Raw genomic sequence first — 20320 nt, 5'->3', positions numbered from 1 at the left:
GCCCGTGACCACCAACTCAACCGTGACCACCGCGACCGAAGCGGCCACCGAGCAAGCTGCGGCCGGCCTGGAGATCAGCGGCCTGCACAAGGCGCTCGGCGGCCGGACCATCATCGACAGCCTCGACCTCACCGTCCAGGCCGGCGAACTGGTCTCGCTGCTCGGGCCGTCCGGCTGCGGCAAGACCACGACGCTGCGGATGATCGCGGGCTTCCTCACCCCGGACGCGGGCTCGATCCAGGTCGGCGGCCGCGAGGTCGTCCGGCTCGGGCCGGAGCGGCGGCCGAGCGCGATGGTGTTCCAGAACTACGCGCTCTGGCCGCACATGACGGTCGCGAAGAACGTCGGCTTCCCGCTCAAGCTGCGCAAGCTCCCGAAGAAGGAGATCGCCGAGCGCGTCGACGCCGCGCTCGCGCTGGTGAACCTGATGCACCACAAGGACTCCCGCCCGGCGCGGATCTCCGGCGGCGAGCAGCAGCGGACGGCGCTGGCCCGCGCGCTCGTGCAGGAGCCGGAGCTGCTGCTGCTCGACGAACCGCTGAGCAACCTGGACGCGAAGCTGCGGGTGAAGGTCCGTGAGGACATCCGCGAGATCCAGCAGCGGCTCGGCATCACCACCGTCGTGGTCACGCACGACCAGGAGGAGGCGATGTCGATGTCGGACCGGATCGCGGTGATGAACGACGGCCGGATCGAGCAGTTCAGCACCTCGGTCGACCTCTACAGCGCGCCGGCGACCGAGTTCGTCGCGACGTTCATCGGGAGCCTGAACAGGTTCGAGGGCCGGATCGAGGCCGGCCGGATTGCGGCCGGGGAGGGTGTGGTCGGCATTCGCCCGGAGGACGTCCGGTTCTCGACGGAGGTTGCCGACAGCAAGGACGGCTGGGTGGCCGCGACGGTCGAGCGGGTGGTGCCGCGCGGGCATTTCGCCGAGCTGTACGTCAAGCGTGAGGACGCAGAGCTCCGCGCGTACGTCACCGGTGCGCTGCCGCCGGTGGGGGTACGCGGGCAGGCGCGGGTGGAGAAGTGGCTCGAGTTCGAGGACGGCAAGCTCGTACGTCAGGGGTCGGCCCGTTGATCACCGCGCACCGGGGAGACGTCGAGCGGTACCGGGAGAACACGCTCGCCGCGGTCCGTTCCGCGGTCGAGGCCGGCGCCGACCGGGTCGAGATCGACGTCCGCGTCACCCGCGACGGCCGCGTCGTACTGCTGCACGACGCCACGCTGGAACGGCTGTGGGGAGATGACCGCGCCGTCGCGGAGGTCGACTGGGCGGAGGTGTCCGCGCTCGGCGACGGCGACGACCGGATCCCGCTGCTCGCCGATGCCCTCAAGGCCGTTGCCGGTACGTCGGTGACGCTGCTGATCGACATGTCCGACCCGGAGTGCGCCGCGCCCGCCGTTGCCGTCGTACGGGAGGTGCCGGACGCGCGTGTCGCGTGGTGCGGGGACCTGGACGCGATGCGGCGGATCCGTGGGCTCGACGCGGACGCGCGGATCTGGTTGCCGTGGGACCGGCGCGACCTTCCGTCGGCGGACCTCGTCGACGAGCTGCGGCCCGAGGTCGTCAACTCGGCGTACATCTTCCTCAGCCCCGCGCTCGTCGAGGCGGCGCATGCGGCGGGCGCTCAGGTGGCCTGCTGGACGGTCGATGACGAGGACGTGATGCGCTGGGTGCTCGCCACCGGCGCGGACGCCGTGACGACGAACCGGTTGCGCATCCTGCAGGGAGTCGTTGCCGAAGGCCCCGAATCCTGGAAGAGCGCGCCGCGGCCGGCACTGCTGACGTACGAGGAGCTGGAAGAGGCCGTGGCGGTTGCCCAAGAGCTGGCCCGCTGGGCCGTCGACTACACGAGCAGCGCCGAGCTCGGTGTCATTCGGACGAAGGCGCACGCCGCGGACCACGTCACCGCGGTGGACGTTGCGGTCGAGCAACACGTCCGCGAGGTCATCGCCGAGCGTCTACCGGGCCATCTGGTCGTGGGCGAGGAGCTCGGCGGCGTCGCCCGACCCGGTACGCCGTGCTGGTACGTCGACCCCGTCGACGGTACGGCGAACCTCGCGAACGGCATGCCCTGGACGTCGTTCTCGCTGGCGCTGGCGATCGACCGGGAGCCGCTCGTCGCGGTGGTCGGTGACACCTGGCACGGGCAGGTGTTCGGGGCGGTCGCGGGGCGTGGGGCGGAGCGGGACGGCGTACCGCTGGAGCTGCCGCCGGCGGAGAGCGCGAGCCTGACCGGGACGATGGTCGGCACCGAGTTGCTGGGGCACCAGGCGTGGCCCGGGATGTACGCGTTCTTCGATGCGTTGCGGGACCGGTTCTGCACTGCCCGGATCATGGGGTCGGGGACGTTGTCGTTGACGGGTCCCGCCGCGGGGCGTGGTGCCGGAGCGGTGATCGAGCGCTTCAGCCCGATCGACCACCTGGCCGCGGCGTTGATCGTTCGCGAGGCAGGCGGCGTACTGCTCGACGACGCTGGGAACGAGACCGTGTGGCCTGCCGCGGGTGGGATTCTCGCCGCGCGTCCGGAGTACGCGGCCGAGCTGTACGAGGTGTGGAGCACCGCCCGCGGGTGACGGACCGCCGTGTGTAATGCTGTCTGGCATGAGTGGGATGGAGCCGCTGACCTGGGCCTCGTTCCTGGGCAGTTGGCGGCTCGCGCCGATCTGGCTCGCGGTGTGCGTCGTACTCGCGGGCGGCTACCTGTTGCTGCGGCTCCGTGGGCGCGGGCGGTCGACGGTGCGTCCCTGGCGGGTGGCGTCGTTCGTGCTCGGCTGCGCGATCCTGTGGGTGTGCATCGCGTCCGGGATCGGCGCGTACGCGATGTCGGTGTTCTGGATGCACATGGTGCTGCACCTGACCCTGATCATGGTCGTTCCGATCCTGCTCGTGCTCGGGCATCCGATCACGGTCGCGCTCGAGTCCGCGCCCGCCGACCGGCAGTCCCGCGCGCGGCGGATCGTCGCGTCACGGCCGGTCGGCCTGCTCACGCATCCGGCGGCGGGGCTGGCGATCTACACGCTGGTGATCGTCGGGACACACCTGACCGGGTTCATGGACCAGATGGCGATGACTCCCTGGCTGATGACGGGCGAGCAGGTGCTGTACGTCGTCGCCGGCTACCTGTTCTTCCTGCCCTTGCTGGGGGAGGAGCCGCTGCACTCGGACCCGGGGTACCTGCTCCGGCTCGTGCTGTTCCTGATCGCGATGCTGCCGGACACGGTTGTCGGCATCGTGCTGCTGCAGACGACCCGCAACCCGTTCCCGATGATGATGGCGATGCATCCACAGTGGGCACCCCCGGCGTTGGACGACATCCACGCCGCCGGGGGACTGATGTGGGCGGCCGGTGACGGGCTGATGATGTTCGCCGCCGTCGGCCTGATGATCAGCGTCGTCACGTCACCGGCGAAACGTGAGCGGATGACCGGGACCTGGCTGGACGCCGTACGCCGTGGGGTGATCGCGACCGAGGTGGGCGCGGATCCGAAGGAGCAGCTGGATCCCGACAGCGACGAGGCCCACGAGGCGTACAACCGGATGCTGCAGCGGCTCGCCGGCGATCAGGACAAACGCTCCTAGGACTCGGGCTTGGGCATCGGCGCCTCGACACCGACCTTGCCGCCGGTACCGGTCGCGGTGGAGGCCTGGTTGTGGACGGCGGCCAGGTTCGGCACTGCCGGATGCGTACGACCCATCGGTCCCGCGGCCAGTGCCTTGAACAGGTTGAGCGTGACCTGCCGGGCGAAGTCCACCGACGGCTGGTTCACGTTGAACTCCGGGTCCGGCCCTTCCAGCGCGCGGACCCACTCGATCGTCCCGGTCCCGAACACGCCCGCGCCGGACGGTGTTGTGTAGTACGTCGAGTCCGCGACCGTGTTCCGTACGCCGCAGGTCGTCGGCGAGTGGGCGACCACCTGCAGGTTCGCGGGCGTCCCGGCGATCGGGTACGCGCGGTCCGCCTCGTCGCCGATCAGCCCCTGGTACGACGACCCGAGCCCGGCGCCGGTCCCCGCGAACAGGAAGAAGTTCGGGTCGAACACCGTGAAGTTGCCCTTCGCCGGAGCGCATTCGTAGAGCGTGCCGGTGAGCGAGTTCTCCGGGTCGGGGTGCGGCGCCGCCCGCCAGTGCACGGTCGTGTCGGGCGCGTCGTGGATCGGATCCAGCGCGGCGTCCTTGTAGCCGAACATGATCCGGTTCGGGCCGTGCGCGTCCACGCCGTACCGGACCCGCCAGAACACCGAGTTCGCGCCCATGAACGCCAGGTTCGTTCCCGCGTCGCGCGCTCGCGTGACCGCTGCGCGCGCCGCGAGCGTCCAGTACTCGTCGTGCCCGCTGAACACGATCGCCCGTGCACCGGTCAGCAGCCCCGGGTCGGCCGCGAGGTCCACGCTGGTCGCGTACGCCAGCGGTACGCCGCTGCGCTCGGCCTGCTGGATCAGCGGGTCGTACTCGTTCAGCACCCCGCGGGCGCCGTCGAAGTCGTACGGGCGGTCGAACGTGACCATCAGCGACCGCCTGGTCGCGAGCCGGTGCGGGCCGTGGTAGAGCGAGTACCCGCCCCAGGCGTTGTACGCCTCCTCGGTGTTGACCGCGTCGACGATCAGTACGGCGCGGCGTGCCGTGTCCGAGCGGACCATGAACGGGATGTACTTCTCCTTGCCGTTCGCCCCACGCAGCAGCAGGAGATAGCCGCCGGCCGGCCAGCCCTTCGTCTGGACGGTCAACGATGGCGTCCAGTTGACGGCGCTGATCATCCGGTCCGCGGACTTGCTCGGCTGAGGTTGCGACTTGCCCGGGATGCTCGCCGACGTCCAGATCAGCTTCGCGCCGGCGCCGCCGTACCACCCGACCCGGTACGCACGGACGGTGAACGCGCCCGCGGACGAGGTCACGAACAGCCGGAACGGCTGACCGCTCCGCACGCTCACGTGATCGGCGTACCCGGCGAGCTCCATCGGCCCGGCGACCTTGCTGTCCGGGATCTGCCACGCCTCGCGACCCCAGCCGATCGCGATCTCGCCCTGCTCCGGCCCGACGTCCACCTGACTCTGCCCGGAGCTGGGCGACGGCCCCGAGCAGCCGGACAAGACCGCTATCGCCGCCACCCCAACAGCGAGCAGCCTCGCACCCCTCAACCAGCACCTCCCGAGTTCGGGAAGCATCGTAGACAGGCAACAATGAGTAAACGCTGAGATCCTTGGGAGCAGCCGAGGCGCTCGACAAGTTCATGCTGACCAAGGCCCGGCTGTGGCTGGACAAAGGCCAGAAGTTCGGGGTGGAAGGGCGCGGCTACCTGCGGGTGAATCTCGGTTGCCCGCGCAGCACGGTCGACGACGCGATCAACCGTCTGCTCACCGCGTTGGGTTGAGGACGAGCGCCTGGCGGCGTTGATGGACGGTCAGGTAGCGGAGGCCGGCGGGACCGGCGGTGAACTGGCGACGCGAGCGGCGGGGCAGCCAGACGAGGGCGCCGGGCTCGAGGTCGAGCGTGGTGAGCTCGGTGGTGAGTTGGCCGCTGCCGGCGAGGACGTGGACGAGTACGTCGAGATCCGGGCCGGTGTGCGCGTCGATGCGTTGGCCGGGCGCGAGCGCGATGATGTTCGAGTCGAGGTCTCGCTCGCGGGCCTCGAGTCTCCAGATCGCGCCGGTCGTGTCGCTGGTGATCGTGCTGGTGTCGACCAGTACGCGGGGGAGCGGCGTACTGGCGAGCTTGGTGATCCTGATCCGCCAGTCGCGGGCATCGCGGTTCAGGTACTCCCAGCCGTAGCTGCCGGCGTGGTCCGCCTCGAACTCCTCGTGCAGGTGCTGCGGGTCGTGGTCGTTCACGAGTACGAACCCCGCGCCGACGGCCAGGTCGAGCGCACCACCGCCGCCCGCCGCCGCCCGGGCCGCCCACCACTGCTCTTCCAGGCAGCACACCGAATGGACCCGCTGGGCCCGCGCCACTACCGCGTCCTGGCAGAAATCCTCACCGCAAACCTCGCCACCGCCCCCAACCCCACCACCCAAGCCACCGAAGCCGGCTACCACTGGGGCCGCACCCAAACCACGTCGCCGTCGGACAACCCGGTGGGGCGGTTGGTTGGGATGCTTGACGGGCTGGGGTTCGCGCCGGAGGAGTTGCCGGGGGATGGTCCGCCGCGGATCGGCTTGCGCCACTGCCCGTTCCTCGAGCTGGCCGAGGAGCGTTCCGGCGTCGTCTGCGCGATCCACCTCGGCCTGATGCAAGGCGCGCTGGAATCCTGGAAATCGCCCCTCACCGTCGACACCCTCGAACCCTTCGCCCAACCAGACCTCTGCATCGCCCACCTCACCAGAAAGTGAGCGCCATGGACGAGAACCTGACGACCCTCACCCACGAACTTCACGAGTACGGCGTCGCCCACGACGCGGACAAGCCGGACCGCCTCGACCGCCTCCGCAACCTCGAACCCGACAGCGCCGCCCTCCTCGCCCTCCTGGTCCGCGCCACCAACGCCCGGAACCTCCTCGAACTGGGAACCTCCAACGGCTACTCGACCCTCTGGCTGGCCGACGCCGTCCGGGCGAACGGCGGCCGAATGACCAGCGTCGAACTCGACCCCGCCCGCAGCGCCGAGGCAGCATCGAACCTCGATCGCGCCGGCCTCCGCTCCGTCGTCGACCTCCGCATCCAGGACGCCGCCGATGCCCTGAGCCGATCGGCCGACAGCCAATGGGACATGGTCTTCCTGGACGCCGAGCGCCCCGCCTACCGTTCGTACTGGCCCGACCTCGTCCGCGTCCTCAGGCCCGGCGGCCTCCTCGCGGTCGACAACGTCCTCTCGCACGCCGACCAGGTGGCCGACTTCCGCGCCCTCGTCACCGCCGACGACCGCGTCGGCGAAGCCCTCACCCCGACCGGCGCCGGCGTACTCCTCATCGTCCGCCATCAGTGAACGTGTGCCGCGCTGCTTGCTGTCGAACACGGTGTGACTACCATTCCAGGACGCGAGAGGAGACCGATGCGACCGTTCCTGGACAAGGCGATGCCCGAGGCGTGGGAGGCCGCGAAGGCGTACGTGCAGGAGATCCGGACGGCGGCGGTCGCACGGGGCCTGAGCGCTCAGGAGATCGAGCTGATCAACGTCCGCTGCTCGCAGCTCAACGGCTGCACCTCCTGCCTGGACCTGCATTCGCGGAAGGCCCGACAGACCGGGATCCCGGCGCAGAAGCTCGACGTACTGCCGGCTTGGCGCGAGACGGGCCTGTACACCGACCGCGAGACCGCCGTACTGGCCGTCGCCGAGGCCGGTACCCTGCTCCCGCTGAACGACGACCGCCGCGCCGACCTGGAAGTCGCGCAGTCGATCCTCGGCGTCGACGGGTTCGCCGCGGCCGAGTGGGTGGTGGTCACGATCAACGCGTTCAACCGCATCTCGATCCTCAGCGAACACCCGGTCCGCCCGCGTGACGCCGACGGCAAGCTGATCAACCCCGACGACGAAGGACGACGATGACCGACCAGCGCTTCGAAGTACAGAACCGGCCCGAAGAGTCCCGGTACGTCCTGATCGACACCGAGTCCGGTGAGGTGATCGGCGAGGAGGACTACGTCGACGTCGAGAAGCAACGCGTCCTCTTCCACACCGGCGTCTCCGACGACTACAGCGGCCAGGGCCTCGCCTCCCAGCTTGTCCGCGCCGTGGTTGACGACGTCATCGCCCAGGGCTACTCCATCGTCCCCGTCTGCCCGTACGTCGCCGCCTGGCTCCCCAAACACCCCGAGTACGCCGACCACGTCGTCAAACCCCGCCCAGACCACCTCCGCGCCGTCGCCTCCCGCGAGAAGTAGCCGCACGGTATGGCGGGATGGTCCGAGGACGAGATCGGCGATCAGGGCGGGCGCACCGTCGTGATCACCGGCGCCAACTCCGGGCTGGGGTTGCGGGCGGCGACTGTGCTTGCGGGCAAGGGGGCGCGGGTGGTGCTCGCTTGTCGGTCGCGGGAGCGGGGGGAGCGGGCGGCGGGCGTGGTGGGTGGTGAGTTGGTCGTGTTGGATCTTGCTGATCTGGGGTCGGTGCGGGCGGCGGCGGGGGAGATTCGGGAGCGTACGGGGGATCGGGTTGACCTGCTGATCGACAACGCGGGCATTCCGGCCGGGCGGTTTCGGCGTACGGTCGACGGGCATGAGTCGATCCTCGCGACGAACTACCTGGGGCACGCCGCGCTGACGTGGTTGTTGATGCCCGCGCTGCGGGCCGCGGGGGCGGCGCGGGTCGTGACTGTGTCGAGCATGGCGCAGCGTGGCAAGGGGTTCGACGTCGAGGATCTCAACATCGAGCGGCGGCGGTTCCGGATGGCGTACGGGTACTCGCAGTCCAAGCTGGCCGGCCTGATGTTCGCGCTGGAACTGCAGGAACGCCTGCGCGGCTCGCAGGTGATCAGCGTCGCCGCGCACCCCGGCTTCACCGCGACAGAGATCGGCGCTGCCGGCGCCCGCAATCAAGGCCTCGGCGCCGTCGCACGACCACTGAACGCGCTCACGAAAGCCCTGTCCCAACCGGTGTCCGAGGGCACGCTGCCGATCCTGTACGCCGCCACCGGTCGCGACGTACGGGGTGGTGACTACTACGGCCCGTCGAAGTTCGGCGAGTTCTTCCGCGGCGTCGGCCCGGCCCGCGTCGACCCCCGCGCCCAGGATCGCGCCGTACGCGCACGCCTCTGGGCCAGCACCGCCGAACTGACGGGCGTCACCCCCGACCCAGCCTGACGAGCTATCGTCTCGACGGTGACCGTCAGCGTGCGTACCTATCAGCCCGAAGACGCGGAACCGACCTGGGAGTCGTACTTCCACGCAATCCGCGACACCGCCTCGAAGGACTACTCACCGGAACAGGTCGCGGCGTGGGCTCCGGAACAGGTCGACCTCGAGGAGTGGAACGCGCGCCGCGCCGCCGCCCACACCTTTGTTGCCCTGATCAACGACCAGGTGGTTGGCTTCAGCGACCTCACCGATGGCGGCCTCCTCGACATGCTCTTCGTCCACTCGTCGGCCACCGGCCGCGGTGTCGCCCGTGCCCTGGTCTCGGCGGTCGTCGCGAAGGGCCGCTCCCTGCGCCTCACGGAAATCCACACCCACGCGAGCCGGACCGCTCGGCCCGCGTTCGAGCGCTTCGGTTTCGAGGTCACGCGCGCCAACGAGCAGAACTGGATCCGCGGCGAGAACCTCCCGAACTACGACATGCGGCTGAAACTCAGCTCCTGACGGTGTCCCAGACGACCTTGTCGAGGAACTCTTCCATGGCGGTGGCGACTTCGCCGAGTACGGCGGTTGAGGCGGCGGGGGTGGCCGCGTGGCTTCCCAGGGACTTGCCGATGAGAAGAGTCTGCGGCGCGTCGAACGACGGTACGGCGCGCTGGACCTGCTCCAGCACCCACGGTCCGCGCTCCTTGGGGCGGAGGCTGCGCAGCCGGTCGTAGTCGTCCCACCACACCCGCGTCAGCTCGGCGCCGCGCCACCGGAGGGGTACGCGAGCGTCAGCCGGGCTGTTACTCGATGTTCATCTCTCGGACGATCTGTGGTGGACGTCCGTCGGACCAGGCCTCGGCCCACCGTGTGGTGAAGGCGAGATCGGCGACGTCGTCCGGTGGCAAGGCAACGATCGCCGGAGCGAGCTCGGTGCTCGGGGCAACCTTTCGCAGGTCGGCGACGACCTCCGCGAAGCGCCGCCCGGCCGGCTTGACCTGGTTGTCGACGTCGAGCAGCCCGAGGCCGTACTCGAGCGGCGCGAAACCCCCGTACTCGGGCCGGATGTCGTGCGACGCCCACCAGGTCACCGCGCTGACGCCAGGGACCGAGAGCGAGTGCCGGAGCAGCCGTTCGGTCGCATGCTCGACGCTGACGCCGGTGACCCATTCGGGCGCGACGCCGATCTCCTGGATCCAGATGGGCTTCGGCGCGAGCTGGTGTGCGGCGGCGACCTGTGCGAGGTACGCACCGATCGACCACGCAAGGTCGTTCTCCTCACCGAAGTGACCGATGAACCCGCTGAAGTACGGCCAGGCATGGACCGTGGTGAGATCGGGATCGTTGGCGAGCAGCGCTGGGGTAAATCCGGTCTGCGAGGTGGTCCACGGCTGGTGGTCCGCGCCGAGAACAACCGGCAGACCCGGCGCTGCGGCGTGCGCGGCGTCGATCAGGGTGCGCGCCCAGTCGTCCAGGTCCTGGGTGGTCACCGTCGAGGGCTCGAAGCCGACCAGCATGTTCGGCTCGTTGCCGAGGTCGATGCCGGCGCCGGCGGGGTGGTCGGCGACGAGTTCGGCGACGGAGCCGATCAAGGTCTTGGCGGCGGACAGCGCGAGCGCGTCGGTGAAGAGGTTCGCCTTCGGGATCCACGGCGGCCGGAAGACCCAGCCGGAGAGGAAGCCGTTGAGGACGGTGACCCAGACGTCGAGCCCGACGTCGTGCGCGCGGTCCAGCAGGACCGACAGCCGGCTCATCGCGGTGGCCGAGACGGTGGTCGGCGTGGGCTGGAATGCGGGCCAGAGACATTGGACGCGTACGTGGTCACAGCCGAGCGCGGCGATCGCTGCCAGGTCGTCGGCGATCGAGCGTTCGTCGAAGTCCAGCCAGGCGTTCCACCACTGCTGCCGTGGTACGTAGTTGACGCCGAAGGCTGGGCGGTCCGGTTCGGTCATGGCTCAGTCTCTCCGATTCGTCACGCGACATCCCAACTGAGGACCTGGCCCCGCTCGACGAGCCGCTTCTGCAACGCGGGAACGTCGATGTCCTGTACGTCGGACCCGGCCCGGACGGCCTGCACCGCCGCCACCGCCGCGGACTCGGCGAGTACGCAGAACACCGGTTCCATCCGGGTCGCCGCGTAGCCGACGTGTGTCGCGGCCAGGCAGACCGGGACGAGCAGGTTCGCGCAATCCACAGCCTTCGGCGTGACGGCCCGGTACGGGACGGGGTACGGCCGCCCGGTGCCGAGATGCCCGCCGATGAACATGTCGCCCTCGGTCGCCACGCCGAGCTGCCCGGTGCCGGCGTCACGCCAAGGAATCCGCCGTACCGGATAGACGTCGACACCGAACAGCGCCAGGCCGATGCTGTCGGCAGGGTCGTGCAGGTTGGCGACGTCCGCCTGGGTGACGGTGTAGACGCCGTCGAGCCGGCGGGCGACCCGCACGTACAGCTGCGGCGGCCACCCGTCGGTGTCCGGGAAGACGCTCGCATCGAGCCCGTACGCCGCGGTCTCGGCGCGGAACTCCGCCGGTACGCCGGGATCCGCCGACAGGAAGTGGTGCAACCCGCGCAGGTAGTCGATGTGCTGGCGCCACACCCGCGCCCGGGTGTCCCAGTCGCCGTCCTGGTACTCGCGGCTCACGCCGAGCGGGGCGTTGGTGATCAGGGAGGCCCGCTGGTAGTTGTACTCGCCTGAGTTGAGCCAGCCAGGGAAGATCCCGCGCAGCGCGTCGAGGTCGTGGCCGAGGTGCGCGACGTACCGCCGTACCAGCTCGTAGTCGTCGGGCGAGTAGTTGTCGGGCGGGGTGATGGGCGTACGGGCCGCCGGGTCGGTCGTGACGTAGAAGCGAAAGTTGTACGCCTGGGCGTAGTCGTCCGCCGCACCGAGCGGGCGGCCGTGGTCCGCGTCGAGCAACGGGAGGCTCACACCGGGGGCGGCGTACGGGTCGATCGGCGTCCAGTTGGTGACCGGCCGGACGCCGGCGAGGTCTTCGCCAAAGTCGTCCCGCGACTCGCGCCCGGTGCGGTACGGGACACCGGCGAGCGCCATCAGGTCGCCTTCGTACGACGCGTCGATGAAGACGTCTGCCTGTACGTCGATGTCTTCGACCGACTCGCTGCCCGGCAGCGGGACGCCCCAGCGATCCGGGGTCGAGGTCTCGAGCTGGATCGCGGTGATGCGGTTGCCGTCGCGGGTCACCGAGCGGACGCGACGCTCGAAGTGCACGTCGATCTCCGCGGTCCAGGCGTGGAAGGCACGCTGTACGTCGTGCGGGTGGTCGCCGAAGCCGAAGACCGCGTCCCTCGTCAGCCCGCCGACGGCAGCGGGAAGCGGGCAGTCCTGCCGGGGCTTGATGCCCGCGCCGAGCATGCCGCCGAGCGTCCGGCCCGGTTCGATCAGTACGACGGACGCGCCTTCCTGATGCGCGGTCATCGCGGCGACACAACCGGCGGGCGTGCCGCCGTACACACAGACATCGACCATGGCATGCACTCTGCCGCTGTGTTTGCGTCTTTGGTATAGCGATTCTGAGCATGGGCATGTACTTTTTTGCCGTGCTCACGCTCGACGGCTATCTACTCGCGCCACGGCGGGAGGAGTTCAGCCTCGCCGTCGACACGTACGAGACGTGGAGCCTGCTGCTGCCCAGGAGCGGCGCTTTCGCCTACGAGGTCACCGGCGTACCGCGGGGTGTCGCGAAGTTCGGCGACATCGTGATCTGCCCGCCGGGCGGGGCGCTGTGGCGGCGGATGCTGCGTCCGACCGCCGTCTTCCATGCACGTTTCAGTACCAAACTCGAGCCGCCGGTCGGTCGCACCCGCCTGCTGGACCTCGATCGCCTTCGCGCGGACCTGGCCATGCTCGACGAGGACCACCCCTCGCTGGTCGCGACCCACGTGGTCACCGACCTCGTGCTGCTGGCGTCCCGCGCCCATCGCCCCGGCGACAAGTTGGTGCTTGAGGCAACGGCCTACCTTCACGACCATTTCACCTCACCGGACCTGTCGCTAGGAGACCTGGCCGATCAGCTGGGCATCAGCCCTGCCCAGTTCTCCCGCCGCTTCAAGGCGGCCCACGGTGTCACCCCGGCCCACTACCTCCGCCGTACCCGCCTGCGAAGAGCCCGCGAGCTCCTCACCGAAACTGACGACACCCTCCAGACCATCGCCGAACACTCCGGCTACCGAAGCGCCTTCTACCTGAGCCGCGTGTTCACCAACCACACCGGCCAGTCCCCATCGCAGTACCGACAGACTGTCAGGGTCTGACTTGTTGCCGTTCAGGCTCCGGCGGCGGTGACGACGGCGTCGGTGGCGAAGCCGGCCAGGAGGCCGAGCAGGATGCACCAGGTCGTGAGTTCCTTGAGGCCGGTCTTGCGGGCGACGGCCAGGAGTTCGATGACGACGTACAGGATCGAACCGGCGGCGAGGCCGAGGAACGCCACCGACAGGGTGTCGTTGACGAACCGCTGTCCGATGAGGGTTCCGACGAACGTCGGCCCGCCGCCGATCAGCCCGAGCAGCGCGAGGGTCAGCCAGGACGGCCGCTCGCCCGCGGCCGCCAGCGGTGCGACGATGCCGAAGCCTTCGGTGGCGTTGTGCAGGGCGAATCCGATGATCAGCAGGACGGCCAGCGACATCTCGCCGGTCGCCGCGGAGTTGCCGATCGCGAGACCCTCGGCGAAGTTGTGCAGGCCGATCCCGGTGGCGATCATCGTGGCCAGCCCGGCCGCGGCCGAGGCTGCCTGCGGCTTCAGCGCGGGATCGCCGGTGGCGGCGGCACCTGGGCCTGCTTTCGGCTGCGACGTACGGCGCCGCGCCATCCAGCGGTCGTAGTACACCAGGCCGAGCAGCCCGATCCCCAGCCCGGCCGCGAGGACCAGGCCGTGGCCGAGCGTCGTACCCCAGTGCTTGTCCGCGAGCGCGGTGTCGATCGGCTCCCAGGCGTGCGCCAGGACGTCCCACAGCAGGAACAACAGGATGCCGATCGCGAGCGCGTTCAGCCCCGCCTTGAGACGGGGCGCGGGATTGCGCAGCCGGCCGATCGGAAGACCGAGATAGATGGTGAGACCGGCGACTGCGCCGAGAACCGCGACCTGCGAGCTGGACATCAAGACTCTCCGGGAAGGTGGAAGTGCAGCTCGGACATTAGGTGAGGCAAGGCTGACCTCACAAGTCCCGAGACGGAACTCACGCTCCCGCTGAGAATCCGCTGAGCAGACCCGGTGGTACCTGCGGCCGGCGCGACCGCCCGGCGCAGGTACTCGACCGGTCTGCGTTACTCCGCGAGCTTGGCGATGGCCTGCGCCCAGAGGAAGTACTTGTTGGTGCCGAGGTCGCCGACCGTGACGATGTTGAACGCCGCCTTCAGGTGCTCGGCGTCGCTGTCGCTGACGCCCTGGAGGGCAGCCACCGGAGCGTTCGCGAGCTCCTCGAGCGACTTGCCTTCGTATGCCTTGTCCAGCTTTGCGTCCATTGCGGACATGTTCGCGTCCCTTCTGGGTCAGGAATGTCGATTTTCAACGTAGCGGCACCCACCCTGGTTGTCCCGACCGCCTTCGTGGCGAGTCGGGATGTTTATCGGTACACGGGTGGCGTCAGAATTGGTGGGTGACCGCCGGTTCACCACGAAAAGAGGGCACAGACATGCTCGATCCTGTCGTCGGCAAGGGTGCGTTGACCGAGACCGACCGCTTCATCTTCGAGTCGTGGGGTTACTTCCTGATTCCCGGTGTCCTGACGAAGGACGAGGCCGCGGAGGCGTACGACGTCTCGCAGCGGCTGCACGCGGACCGGGACCGCGAGTTCGGGCAGATCGGCCGGACGTACGAGAGCGAGCCGGTGCTCGAGCGGCTCATCGACCATCCCGACGTACTCCCGAAGGTTCAGGGACTGCTCGGTGACCGGTTCGTGCTGCAGGCCGGCTGGAACACCATGCAGCCCGCGCACGCGGGGAACGGCGGCTGGCACCAGGACGGATCGTCCGCGTTCGACTTCAAGGAGCTGGGCTACCCGGTTCCGCTGATCCAGCTGCGCGTGTCGTACCTGCTGACCGACCAGACCAAGCCCGGGATGGGCAACATGGAGCTGATCCCGGGCAGCCACCGCTCGCGGGTGGCCCTGCCGGCCTCGATCCGGGAGAACAAGGGCGACGTCGCGATCGGCCACGTCGTGTGCGCCGAGGCGGGAGCCGCGCTGGTCTTCCACAACGGCGTCTGGCACCGGACCTACCGCCACGACGGCGACTACGACCGCTTCACGACCCACTACGTCTACAGCCCGCCGTGGGTCCGTCCGGCCGACCGTTTCGGCAACGACCCCGAGTTCCTCGAACGCACCACTCCGCTGCGGCGCGCCCTGCTGGGCGAGTTCGCCCGTCCGGATGCTCCCTTCGGTGCGAACTACGATCCGCTGCCGATCTGACCCGCCGATGCAACCAACTTCGCACTCGTAGGCGTGTCTAACCCGGTATCGAGGACCGGGAGGACAGATGAGTGACCGGGACGCCGCGTTCGAGGCGTACTTCGCCGCACGGTCCGACGCCATGCGCGGTACGGCGTACCTGCTGTGCGGCGACTGGCATCGGGCGGAGGACCTGGTTCAGCAGACGTTCACGAAGATCTACCTGGTGTGGCGCCGGATCCAGCGGCACGAGGCGATGGACAGCTACACCAGGCAGACGCTCGTACGGACGTTCCTGTCCGAGCGGCGCCGGGGGTGGTTCCGGCACGAGTCGGTCGGGTCTCCGGAGACCGACCGGCCCGCGCCGTCGTCCGGCCTGGCCGACGAACGGCTCGTGTTGCTGGAGGCGCTGACGAAGGTGCCGCCGCGGCAGCGGGCCGTTCTGGTCCTGCGGTACTGGGAGGACCAGTCCGTCGAGCAGACGGCCGAGTTGCTCGACTGCTCGGCGGGAAACGTCAAGAGCCAGGCGGCGCGCGGGTTGGCGACGCTGCGCGGTCTGCTGGCAGAGGAGAGAGTGCGATGAAGGAAGAGGATCTCGGCGAGGCGCTGCACGACCTGATGGTGCGCACGACTCCGCCGCCGTCGATGGACCCGGCGAGTGCCCTCGTCCAGGGCCGCCGGGCGCTCAAGCGGCGCAGGATCGCGGTGACCGGGGCGGCGGTCGTCTCGATGGCGGTCGTCCTCGGGGCCGGTCCGGCGCTGGTCGTGCACTACGCCGGCAACCGGCCGACGAACCCGATGGTGGCAGGCACCGGGCCGGCGGCCGCGACGCCGACGGTCGCGACGCCCTCGGCGGTCTCCACCGTGACGCCGTCGGCGCCCGCGACCCGGAAGTCGGGCGACCCGTGGCCGGAGGGGCAGACGGACCGTACGGCGACCGCGGGTCCGCGCGCCGACCGAGCCGTGGCGTTGATGAACCAGCTGAGCTCGGCGGTACCGGCGGGGTTCACCGCGCCGAGCCTGAAGTACCCGGACGGTCGGGGGATGCGGTGGCCGCAGGCGCAGTACGCGTCGAACGACGGCGAGCCGGACTACTGGGAGTACCAGGCGATCATCCCGGTGCAGAAGGGCGACCGGGTCGGCGGGTTGCTGGCGATGTCGACCACGCCTGACGGGAAGCCGTCGACGACTCCGTGCAAGCTGGCCCAGAAGTTCTGGGGTGGCACCGGCACCTGTGCTGTCGTGGATGTCGCCGGCAAGAAGGTCGGCGTGGTGACCACGAAGGGCCACGACAGCTACGACCAGTGGGCCGCCTACCGGTACCCCGACGGCACGGTCGTGTACCTCGCACAGACCAAGAAGACCGACAACGACGCCCGCTCGCCGCTGACGCAGCCGATCTTCACCACCAACCAACTGGCCGAGCTGGTCACCTCACCGAAGTTCAAGATCAGCAGCTGACGAGGCCCCAGTAGGTTAGGGAAAGCGGGTGGCAGTAGCGATGGAGGCGGCGCCGGCGACGAAGGTGAGGAGCATGGCGATGCCGGCGAAGCGGGAGGTGATTTCCTTGTCCTGCTTGTCGTAGCCGACCGAGGAGCCGATGTCCTTGTAGACGTTGTCGAGCTGGTCGGAGGACTCGGCGTTGTAGGCCTTCCCGCCGGTGATCCGGGCGATCTCCTGCATCTCGCCCGGGTCGGGTGGTACGCGTTCGCGGATGCCGTCCATCTCGATGAAGCCGGACTGGGTGCCGATCGTCAGCGTGTAGACGGGGACGTTCTTGGCCTTGGCCGCGGCGGCTGCTTCCTGGATGGTGCGCCCGACGGTGCGTTTGCCGTCGGACTCCAGGACGATGCGCGCGGGCGCCGGTTCGTTCGGGTGATCGGGGTCCGGCGGCAGCTGGGTGATCGCCTGGAGCGCGGCGAAGATGCCTTCGCCGGTCCCGGTCGACTCGGCGAGTTGCAGGCCGTCGATGGCACGCAGTACGACGGCCCGGTCGGTGGTCGGCGGGACGACGATGGTCGCCGTGCCGGCGAAGGCCACGAGGGCGACGTTGAACTTGGCCGGCAGTTGGTTGACGAACTGTTTGGCCGACTTCTTGGCGGCGCCGAGCCGGCTCGGGTCGATGTCGGTGGCCATCATCGACAGCGACACGTCGATGGTCATCACGATGGTCGCGCGTTCCCGCGGCACCTTGACCTCGGCCTTGGGCCGGGCGAATGCGATCACCGACGACGTCGCGGCGAGCAGTACGAGCGCGACCGTGAGGTGGCGGCGCCACTGCGGCCGGCGCGGCGCGACGCGGTCCAGCAGCGCGAGGTTGGTGAACCGCAGCGCGTACGCGTTCCGCCGCCGCTGCAGGATCAGGTAGACCGCGACGGCGGCCGGAATCAGGATCAGCAGCCAGAGCCGCCCGGGCGACAGGAAGTGCGACACCTCAGCGCCGTCGTTCGCGGGTGAGGCAGCCGGGGACCGACAGCGCGAGTTTCATGGTTTGGCCACTGTAACCCCGCACTCCAGGCGTGGCCGATGGCGGTCAAGATGGTGGGCTCAGGGGCGGCGGCGGTGGCTAATGGTCTGGACAGCTCCGCCCGCCCCCAGGAGGTCGCCATGAAGCTGGCTCGCAGGTTCTTCTCAGGTTTGCTGGTTCTCTCCACGCTCCTGCAGTTCACCGGCGGCCCACCCGCCGCCGTCTCGAGTGCGCTGCCGTACCCCACCCGGAGCGACTACCGGATCAAGGGGCTGCAGCCCGACTTCTGGCCGAACCGGGCGGAGGTGGCAGGGAACAACGTCGGTGGTGTCGCGATGAACATGGTCTGGGCCAACTGGGAGCCGTCGGTGACCGCGCCGCCGTGCGCGGGCGGTCAGCAGCAGTTCGACAACCACTGCTTCACCGTCGACGCCCGGACCGATGCCGAGATCAAGGCGTACACGGACCTCGGCGTCGTCGTGACGGCGGTCGTGTACGGCGTGCCCGCCTGGGCGCGGGTGAATCGCGCCTGTTCGCCGGCGTACCCCGGGTTCGAGATCTTCTGCGCGCCGGACAACGCGGCCGACTACGGGCGATTCGCGGGCATGCTGGCGCAGCGGTACGACGGGCAGCACGGGAACGGCCGGCTCGCGGACTTCGTGATCCACAACGAGGTCAACTCCAACGACTGGTTCGACATCGGCTGTGGTCAGGGCGTCGCCTGTGACCAGAACGCCTGGATCGACACGTACGCGCAGAACTACAACGCGGCGTACGACGCTGTCGTCGCCCAGCAGTCCACCGCGAAGGTGCTGATCTCGCTGGATCACCGCTTCGGCACCGTGTTCGACCAGCCGGCGGCGAGCAGTCCGGTGCTGTCCGAGCAGACCATGCTGACCGCCCTCGCGCCTAAGCTCGGCGCCCGCGCCTGGCGGGTCGCCCATCACGCCTACCCACCGGACCTCACCCGTCCCGACTTCGGCGCTGACGACTACCCGCGGGTCAGCTTCGGCAACCTCGGCGTGCTGGTCGGCTGGCTGCGCAAGCAGTTCCCGAACACCCCGTCGGCGTGGGAGGTCCAGCTCACCGAGAACGGCGTGAACTCGGCGAGCCCGTCGAGCGAGGCGGCCCAGGCGGACGGCGTATGCCGATCGTTCATCGACGTACTGGGAACACCTGGAATCGAGAGCTACATCTACCACCGGATGTCCGACAACGCGGGCGAAGGCGTCTCGCTGGGCCTGCACCGCGCCGACGGTACGGCGAAACCCGCGTGGTCCACGTATGCGCTTGCCAACCGCAACGACCTGACACCGGCCCAGTTGTCGTGCGGCTTCGAGACCCTGCCGTACATCACGCTCCGCCGCGGGTACGACGCGGCAGCGGGCAAGCACCGCGCCTCCTCCCGCCTGCTGCCGAGCGGTGTCACGCAGGAGCAGACGTACAAGGTCCTCCGTCAGCCCGCCGCCGGCACCGTGATGCTCTACGAGTGCAAGCTCGGCAGCCAGACGTTCCTGACCCGGGCGGTCGACTGCGAGGGACAGTTCCCGATGGGCCCGGTCGGCTACGCGTACACGACTCAGGTCGCCGGCACCCAGCCGTTGTACCGCTGCCGGCGGGACGCCGACAACGACCACCTGATCACGGTGCAGAGCAACTGCGAGGGCTACGTGCTGGAGTCGGTGCTCGGGTACGTCGTGACGTAGACCGTACGATGAGACGGTGCCTGCCAGTATTCGCGACGTCGCACGGGAAGCCGGGGTTTCCCTCGGTACGGCGTCGACGTACCTGAACGCCCCCGAGCGCGTCGGGCCGGAGTCCGCGCGGCGGATCCAGAAGGCGATCGACGAGCTCGGCTACATCCGGAACGAGGCGGCCCGGCAGTTGCGCGCCGGGCACAGCCGGATGCTCGCGATGCTGAGCATGGAGCTGCGGAACCCGTTCTTCGGCGAGGTGGCCGAGGTGATCGAGCAGCGGGCCACCGACTTCGGTCTGTTCCTGATGCTGCTGTACGGCCATGGCGACGTCGACCGCGACCGGCGGTACGTCGACCTCGCCGTCCAGAAGCAGGTGTACGGGATGATCCTCGCGTCGGGCAGCGCGACGCCCGACGTCCTCGACCTGCTCGACCGGCACAAGGTGCCGACGGTGCTGATGGACGGGCACGCCGATCGGGACGGGTTCGCGTCGGTCGCCATCGACGACGTGACCGGCGCCCGCCGGGCGGTCGAGCACCTGATCGAGCAGGGCTGCCGGCGGATCGCCGTGATCGGGGGAGAGGCGACGCTGCCGCAGATCCAGGAGCGCGTGCTCGGCGCCCAGCAGGCGGCGGCCGGCCGCCGCGGGGTGACGCTGGAGATCGTGCCTACCAAGGAGCGCACGGTGGAGGCGGGCCGGGACGCGGGCGACGAGCTGGTCCGCCGGTCCGTCCGCCGCCGGCCCGACGGCGTGTTCGCGATCAACGACCTGATCGCGGTCGGGCTGCTGCAGTCGCTGGTGATCTCGGCCGGCTGGCGGATCCCGCAGGACGTCGCGCTCGTCGGGTACGACGACATCGACTTCGCGTCGTCGTCCGTCGTACCCCTGTCGACGGTACGGCGGCCGCGGGACGTGTTCGGGTGGGCCGCCGTCGACTTCGTCCGGGAGCTCGCCCGGGCCAAGGTGCCGGGACCGCCGCGGCATGTCGAGATCCAGCCCGAGCTGATCGTGCGCGCGAGTTCACGCCGCCACTGAAACGA

General features: G+C 69.5%; 24 protein-coding genes. 16 read left to right on the top strand and 8 right to left on the bottom strand.

The genetic code is table 11. The features are described from left to right. Positions 1 to 4: 4 nt before the first annotated feature. The 3 genes from ACFV9C_RS13600 to ACFV9C_RS13590 are packed head-to-tail and all read left to right on the top strand — an operon-like array spanning position 5 to position 3583. Positions 5 to 1078, top strand: coding sequence for an ABC transporter ATP-binding protein (locus ACFV9C_RS13600; protein WP_380193428.1), 1074 nt, complete (start codon positions 5 to 7; stop codon positions 1076 to 1078). Then, positions 1075 to 2577, top strand: coding sequence for an inositol monophosphatase family protein (locus tag ACFV9C_RS13595; protein ID WP_380193427.1), 1503 nt, complete (start codon positions 1075 to 1077; stop codon positions 2575 to 2577). The genes ACFV9C_RS13600 and ACFV9C_RS13595 overlap by 4 nt, the downstream gene beginning before the upstream one ends. 28 nt (positions 2578 to 2605) lie before the next feature. Continuing rightward, positions 2606 to 3583, top strand: a complete 978-nt coding sequence (locus tag ACFV9C_RS13590) for a cytochrome c oxidase assembly protein (protein ID WP_380193425.1) — start codon at positions 2606 to 2608, stop codon at positions 3581 to 3583. Here the strand turns inward: ACFV9C_RS13590 and ACFV9C_RS13585 are convergent. Then, positions 3580 to 5046: a N,N-dimethylformamidase beta subunit family domain-containing protein gene (locus ACFV9C_RS13585; protein ID WP_380193424.1), complete on the bottom strand. Its 1467-nt coding sequence runs from the start codon at positions 5044 to 5046 to the stop codon at positions 3580 to 3582. The genes ACFV9C_RS13590 and ACFV9C_RS13585 overlap by 4 nt on opposite strands. Before the next feature lie 155 nt (positions 5047 to 5201). Here ACFV9C_RS13585 and ACFV9C_RS13580 point away from each other — a divergent pair, with 155 nt between their 5' ends. Continuing rightward, complete coding sequence (locus ACFV9C_RS13580; protein WP_380193422.1) at positions 5202 to 5372, top strand: hypothetical protein; 171 nt, start codon at positions 5202 to 5204, stop codon at positions 5370 to 5372. On the opposite strand, the gene ACFV9C_RS13575 is transcribed toward ACFV9C_RS13580, so the two are convergent. Then, positions 5356 to 5922 carry a DUF2249 domain-containing protein gene (locus ACFV9C_RS13575; RefSeq protein ID WP_380193421.1) on the bottom strand — a complete coding sequence of 189 codons (567 nt, stop codon included), beginning with the start codon at positions 5920 to 5922 and terminating at the stop codon, positions 5356 to 5358. The two genes, ACFV9C_RS13580 and ACFV9C_RS13575, sit on opposite strands and share 17 nt — an antisense overlap. Positions 5923 to 5925: 3 nt before the next feature. Between ACFV9C_RS13575 and ACFV9C_RS13570 the strand changes: the two genes are divergently transcribed. The 6 genes from ACFV9C_RS13570 to ACFV9C_RS13545 all read left to right on the top strand — a co-directional run bounded on the left by ACFV9C_RS13570 (position 5926) and on the right by ACFV9C_RS13545 (position 9229). After that, entirely contained in the window at positions 5926 to 6327 is a 402-nt protein-coding gene (locus ACFV9C_RS13570; protein WP_380193419.1) for a hypothetical protein, read from the top strand. Positions 6328 to 6332: 5 nt separating this feature from the next. Then, the gene (locus ACFV9C_RS13565; protein ID WP_380193417.1) at positions 6333 to 6920 is read left to right on the top strand and encodes an O-methyltransferase; all 588 of its coding nucleotides are present in this window, start codon (positions 6333 to 6335) and stop codon (positions 6918 to 6920) included. Positions 6921 to 6986: 66 nt separating this feature from the next. Beyond that, entirely contained in the window at positions 6987 to 7481 is a 495-nt protein-coding gene (locus ACFV9C_RS13560) for a carboxymuconolactone decarboxylase family protein (protein ID WP_380193415.1), read from the top strand. Beyond that, positions 7478 to 7816, top strand: a complete 339-nt coding sequence (locus ACFV9C_RS13555) for a GNAT family N-acetyltransferase (protein ID WP_380193414.1) — start codon at positions 7478 to 7480, stop codon at positions 7814 to 7816. Before ACFV9C_RS13560 ends, ACFV9C_RS13555 begins: the two co-directional genes overlap by 4 nt. Positions 7817 to 7825: 9 nt before the next feature. Next, entirely contained in the window at positions 7826 to 8734 is a 909-nt protein-coding gene (locus ACFV9C_RS13550) for an SDR family NAD(P)-dependent oxidoreductase (protein ID WP_380193413.1), read from the top strand. Positions 8735 to 8752: 18 nt separating this feature from the next. Beyond that, positions 8753 to 9229 carry a GNAT family N-acetyltransferase gene (locus ACFV9C_RS13545; RefSeq protein ID WP_380193411.1) on the top strand — a complete coding sequence of 159 codons (477 nt, stop codon included), beginning with the start codon at positions 8753 to 8755 and terminating at the stop codon, positions 9227 to 9229. Here the strand turns inward: ACFV9C_RS13545 and ACFV9C_RS13540 are convergent. The 3 genes from ACFV9C_RS13540 to ACFV9C_RS13530 are packed head-to-tail and all read right to left on the bottom strand — an operon-like array spanning position 9219 to position 12197. Then, positions 9219 to 9458: a hypothetical protein gene (locus tag ACFV9C_RS13540; RefSeq protein WP_380193410.1), complete on the bottom strand. Its 240-nt coding sequence runs from the start codon at positions 9456 to 9458 to the stop codon at positions 9219 to 9221. The genes ACFV9C_RS13545 and ACFV9C_RS13540 overlap by 11 nt on opposite strands. Positions 9459 to 9513: 55 nt before the next feature. Then, the gene (locus ACFV9C_RS13535; RefSeq protein WP_380193409.1) at positions 9514 to 10662 is read right to left on the bottom strand and encodes a cellulase family glycosylhydrolase; all 1149 of its coding nucleotides are present in this window, start codon (positions 10660 to 10662) and stop codon (positions 9514 to 9516) included. A 20-nt stretch (positions 10663 to 10682) separates the two neighbouring features. Continuing rightward, a complete protein-coding gene (locus tag ACFV9C_RS13530; RefSeq protein ID WP_380193407.1) occupies positions 10683 to 12197 on the bottom strand; it encodes an FAD-dependent oxidoreductase in 1515 nt (504 codons plus the stop codon). Between the two features lie 71 nt (positions 12198 to 12268). Between ACFV9C_RS13530 and ACFV9C_RS13525 the strand changes: the two genes are divergently transcribed. Next, a complete protein-coding gene (locus tag ACFV9C_RS13525) occupies positions 12269 to 12982 on the top strand; it encodes a helix-turn-helix domain-containing protein (RefSeq protein WP_380193405.1) in 714 nt (237 codons plus the stop codon). Between the two features lie 11 nt (positions 12983 to 12993). Here ACFV9C_RS13525 and ACFV9C_RS13520 read toward each other — a convergent pair whose 3' ends face one another. Both ACFV9C_RS13520 and ACFV9C_RS13515 read right to left on the bottom strand, forming a co-directional pair. Then, entirely contained in the window at positions 12994 to 13824 is an 831-nt protein-coding gene (locus ACFV9C_RS13520; protein ID WP_380193404.1) for a ZIP family metal transporter, read from the bottom strand. A gap of 167 nt (positions 13825 to 13991) precedes the next feature. Continuing rightward, complete coding sequence (locus ACFV9C_RS13515; protein WP_380193402.1) at positions 13992 to 14189, bottom strand: hypothetical protein; 198 nt, start codon at positions 14187 to 14189, stop codon at positions 13992 to 13994. Between the two features lie 170 nt (positions 14190 to 14359). On the opposite strand from ACFV9C_RS13515, the gene ACFV9C_RS13510 reads away from it, so the two are divergent. From ACFV9C_RS13510 to ACFV9C_RS13500, 3 genes are all read left to right on the top strand, one after another. Then, positions 14360 to 15136 carry a phytanoyl-CoA dioxygenase family protein gene (locus ACFV9C_RS13510; protein WP_380193400.1) on the top strand — a complete coding sequence of 259 codons (777 nt, stop codon included), beginning with the start codon at positions 14360 to 14362 and terminating at the stop codon, positions 15134 to 15136. Positions 15137 to 15203: 67 nt separating this feature from the next. Then, the gene (locus ACFV9C_RS13505; RefSeq protein ID WP_380193399.1) at positions 15204 to 15698 is read left to right on the top strand and encodes a SigE family RNA polymerase sigma factor; all 495 of its coding nucleotides are present in this window, start codon (positions 15204 to 15206) and stop codon (positions 15696 to 15698) included. Further along, entirely contained in the window at positions 15695 to 16576 is an 882-nt protein-coding gene (locus ACFV9C_RS13500) for a hypothetical protein (RefSeq protein WP_380193397.1), read from the top strand. The genes ACFV9C_RS13505 and ACFV9C_RS13500 overlap by 4 nt, the downstream gene beginning before the upstream one ends. A 15-nt stretch (positions 16577 to 16591) precedes the next feature. Here the strand turns inward: ACFV9C_RS13500 and ACFV9C_RS13495 are convergent, their stop codons facing one another. Then, positions 16592 to 17548 carry a VWA domain-containing protein gene (locus ACFV9C_RS13495; RefSeq protein ID WP_380193395.1) on the bottom strand — a complete coding sequence of 319 codons (957 nt, stop codon included), beginning with the start codon at positions 17546 to 17548 and terminating at the stop codon, positions 16592 to 16594. Between the two features lie 174 nt (positions 17549 to 17722). Between ACFV9C_RS13495 and ACFV9C_RS13490 the strand changes: the two genes are divergently transcribed. Next, complete coding sequence (locus tag ACFV9C_RS13490; RefSeq protein WP_380193393.1) at positions 17723 to 19288, top strand: DUF5722 domain-containing protein; 1566 nt, start codon at positions 17723 to 17725, stop codon at positions 19286 to 19288. A gap of 16 nt (positions 19289 to 19304) precedes the next feature. Then, on the top strand, positions 19305 to 20315 hold the full coding sequence (locus ACFV9C_RS13485) for a LacI family DNA-binding transcriptional regulator (RefSeq protein ID WP_380193391.1): 1011 nt from the start codon (positions 19305 to 19307) through the stop codon (positions 20313 to 20315). Positions 20316 to 20320: the final 5 nt, after the last annotated feature.

Source organism: Kribbella sp. NPDC059898 (assembly GCF_042730855.1).
Taxonomy (GTDB): domain Bacteria; phylum Actinomycetota; class Actinomycetes; order Propionibacteriales; family Kribbellaceae; genus Kribbella.
The sequence above is the reverse complement of the archived record's forward strand: the minus strand, read 5'-3'. Positions and strand labels throughout refer to the sequence as shown.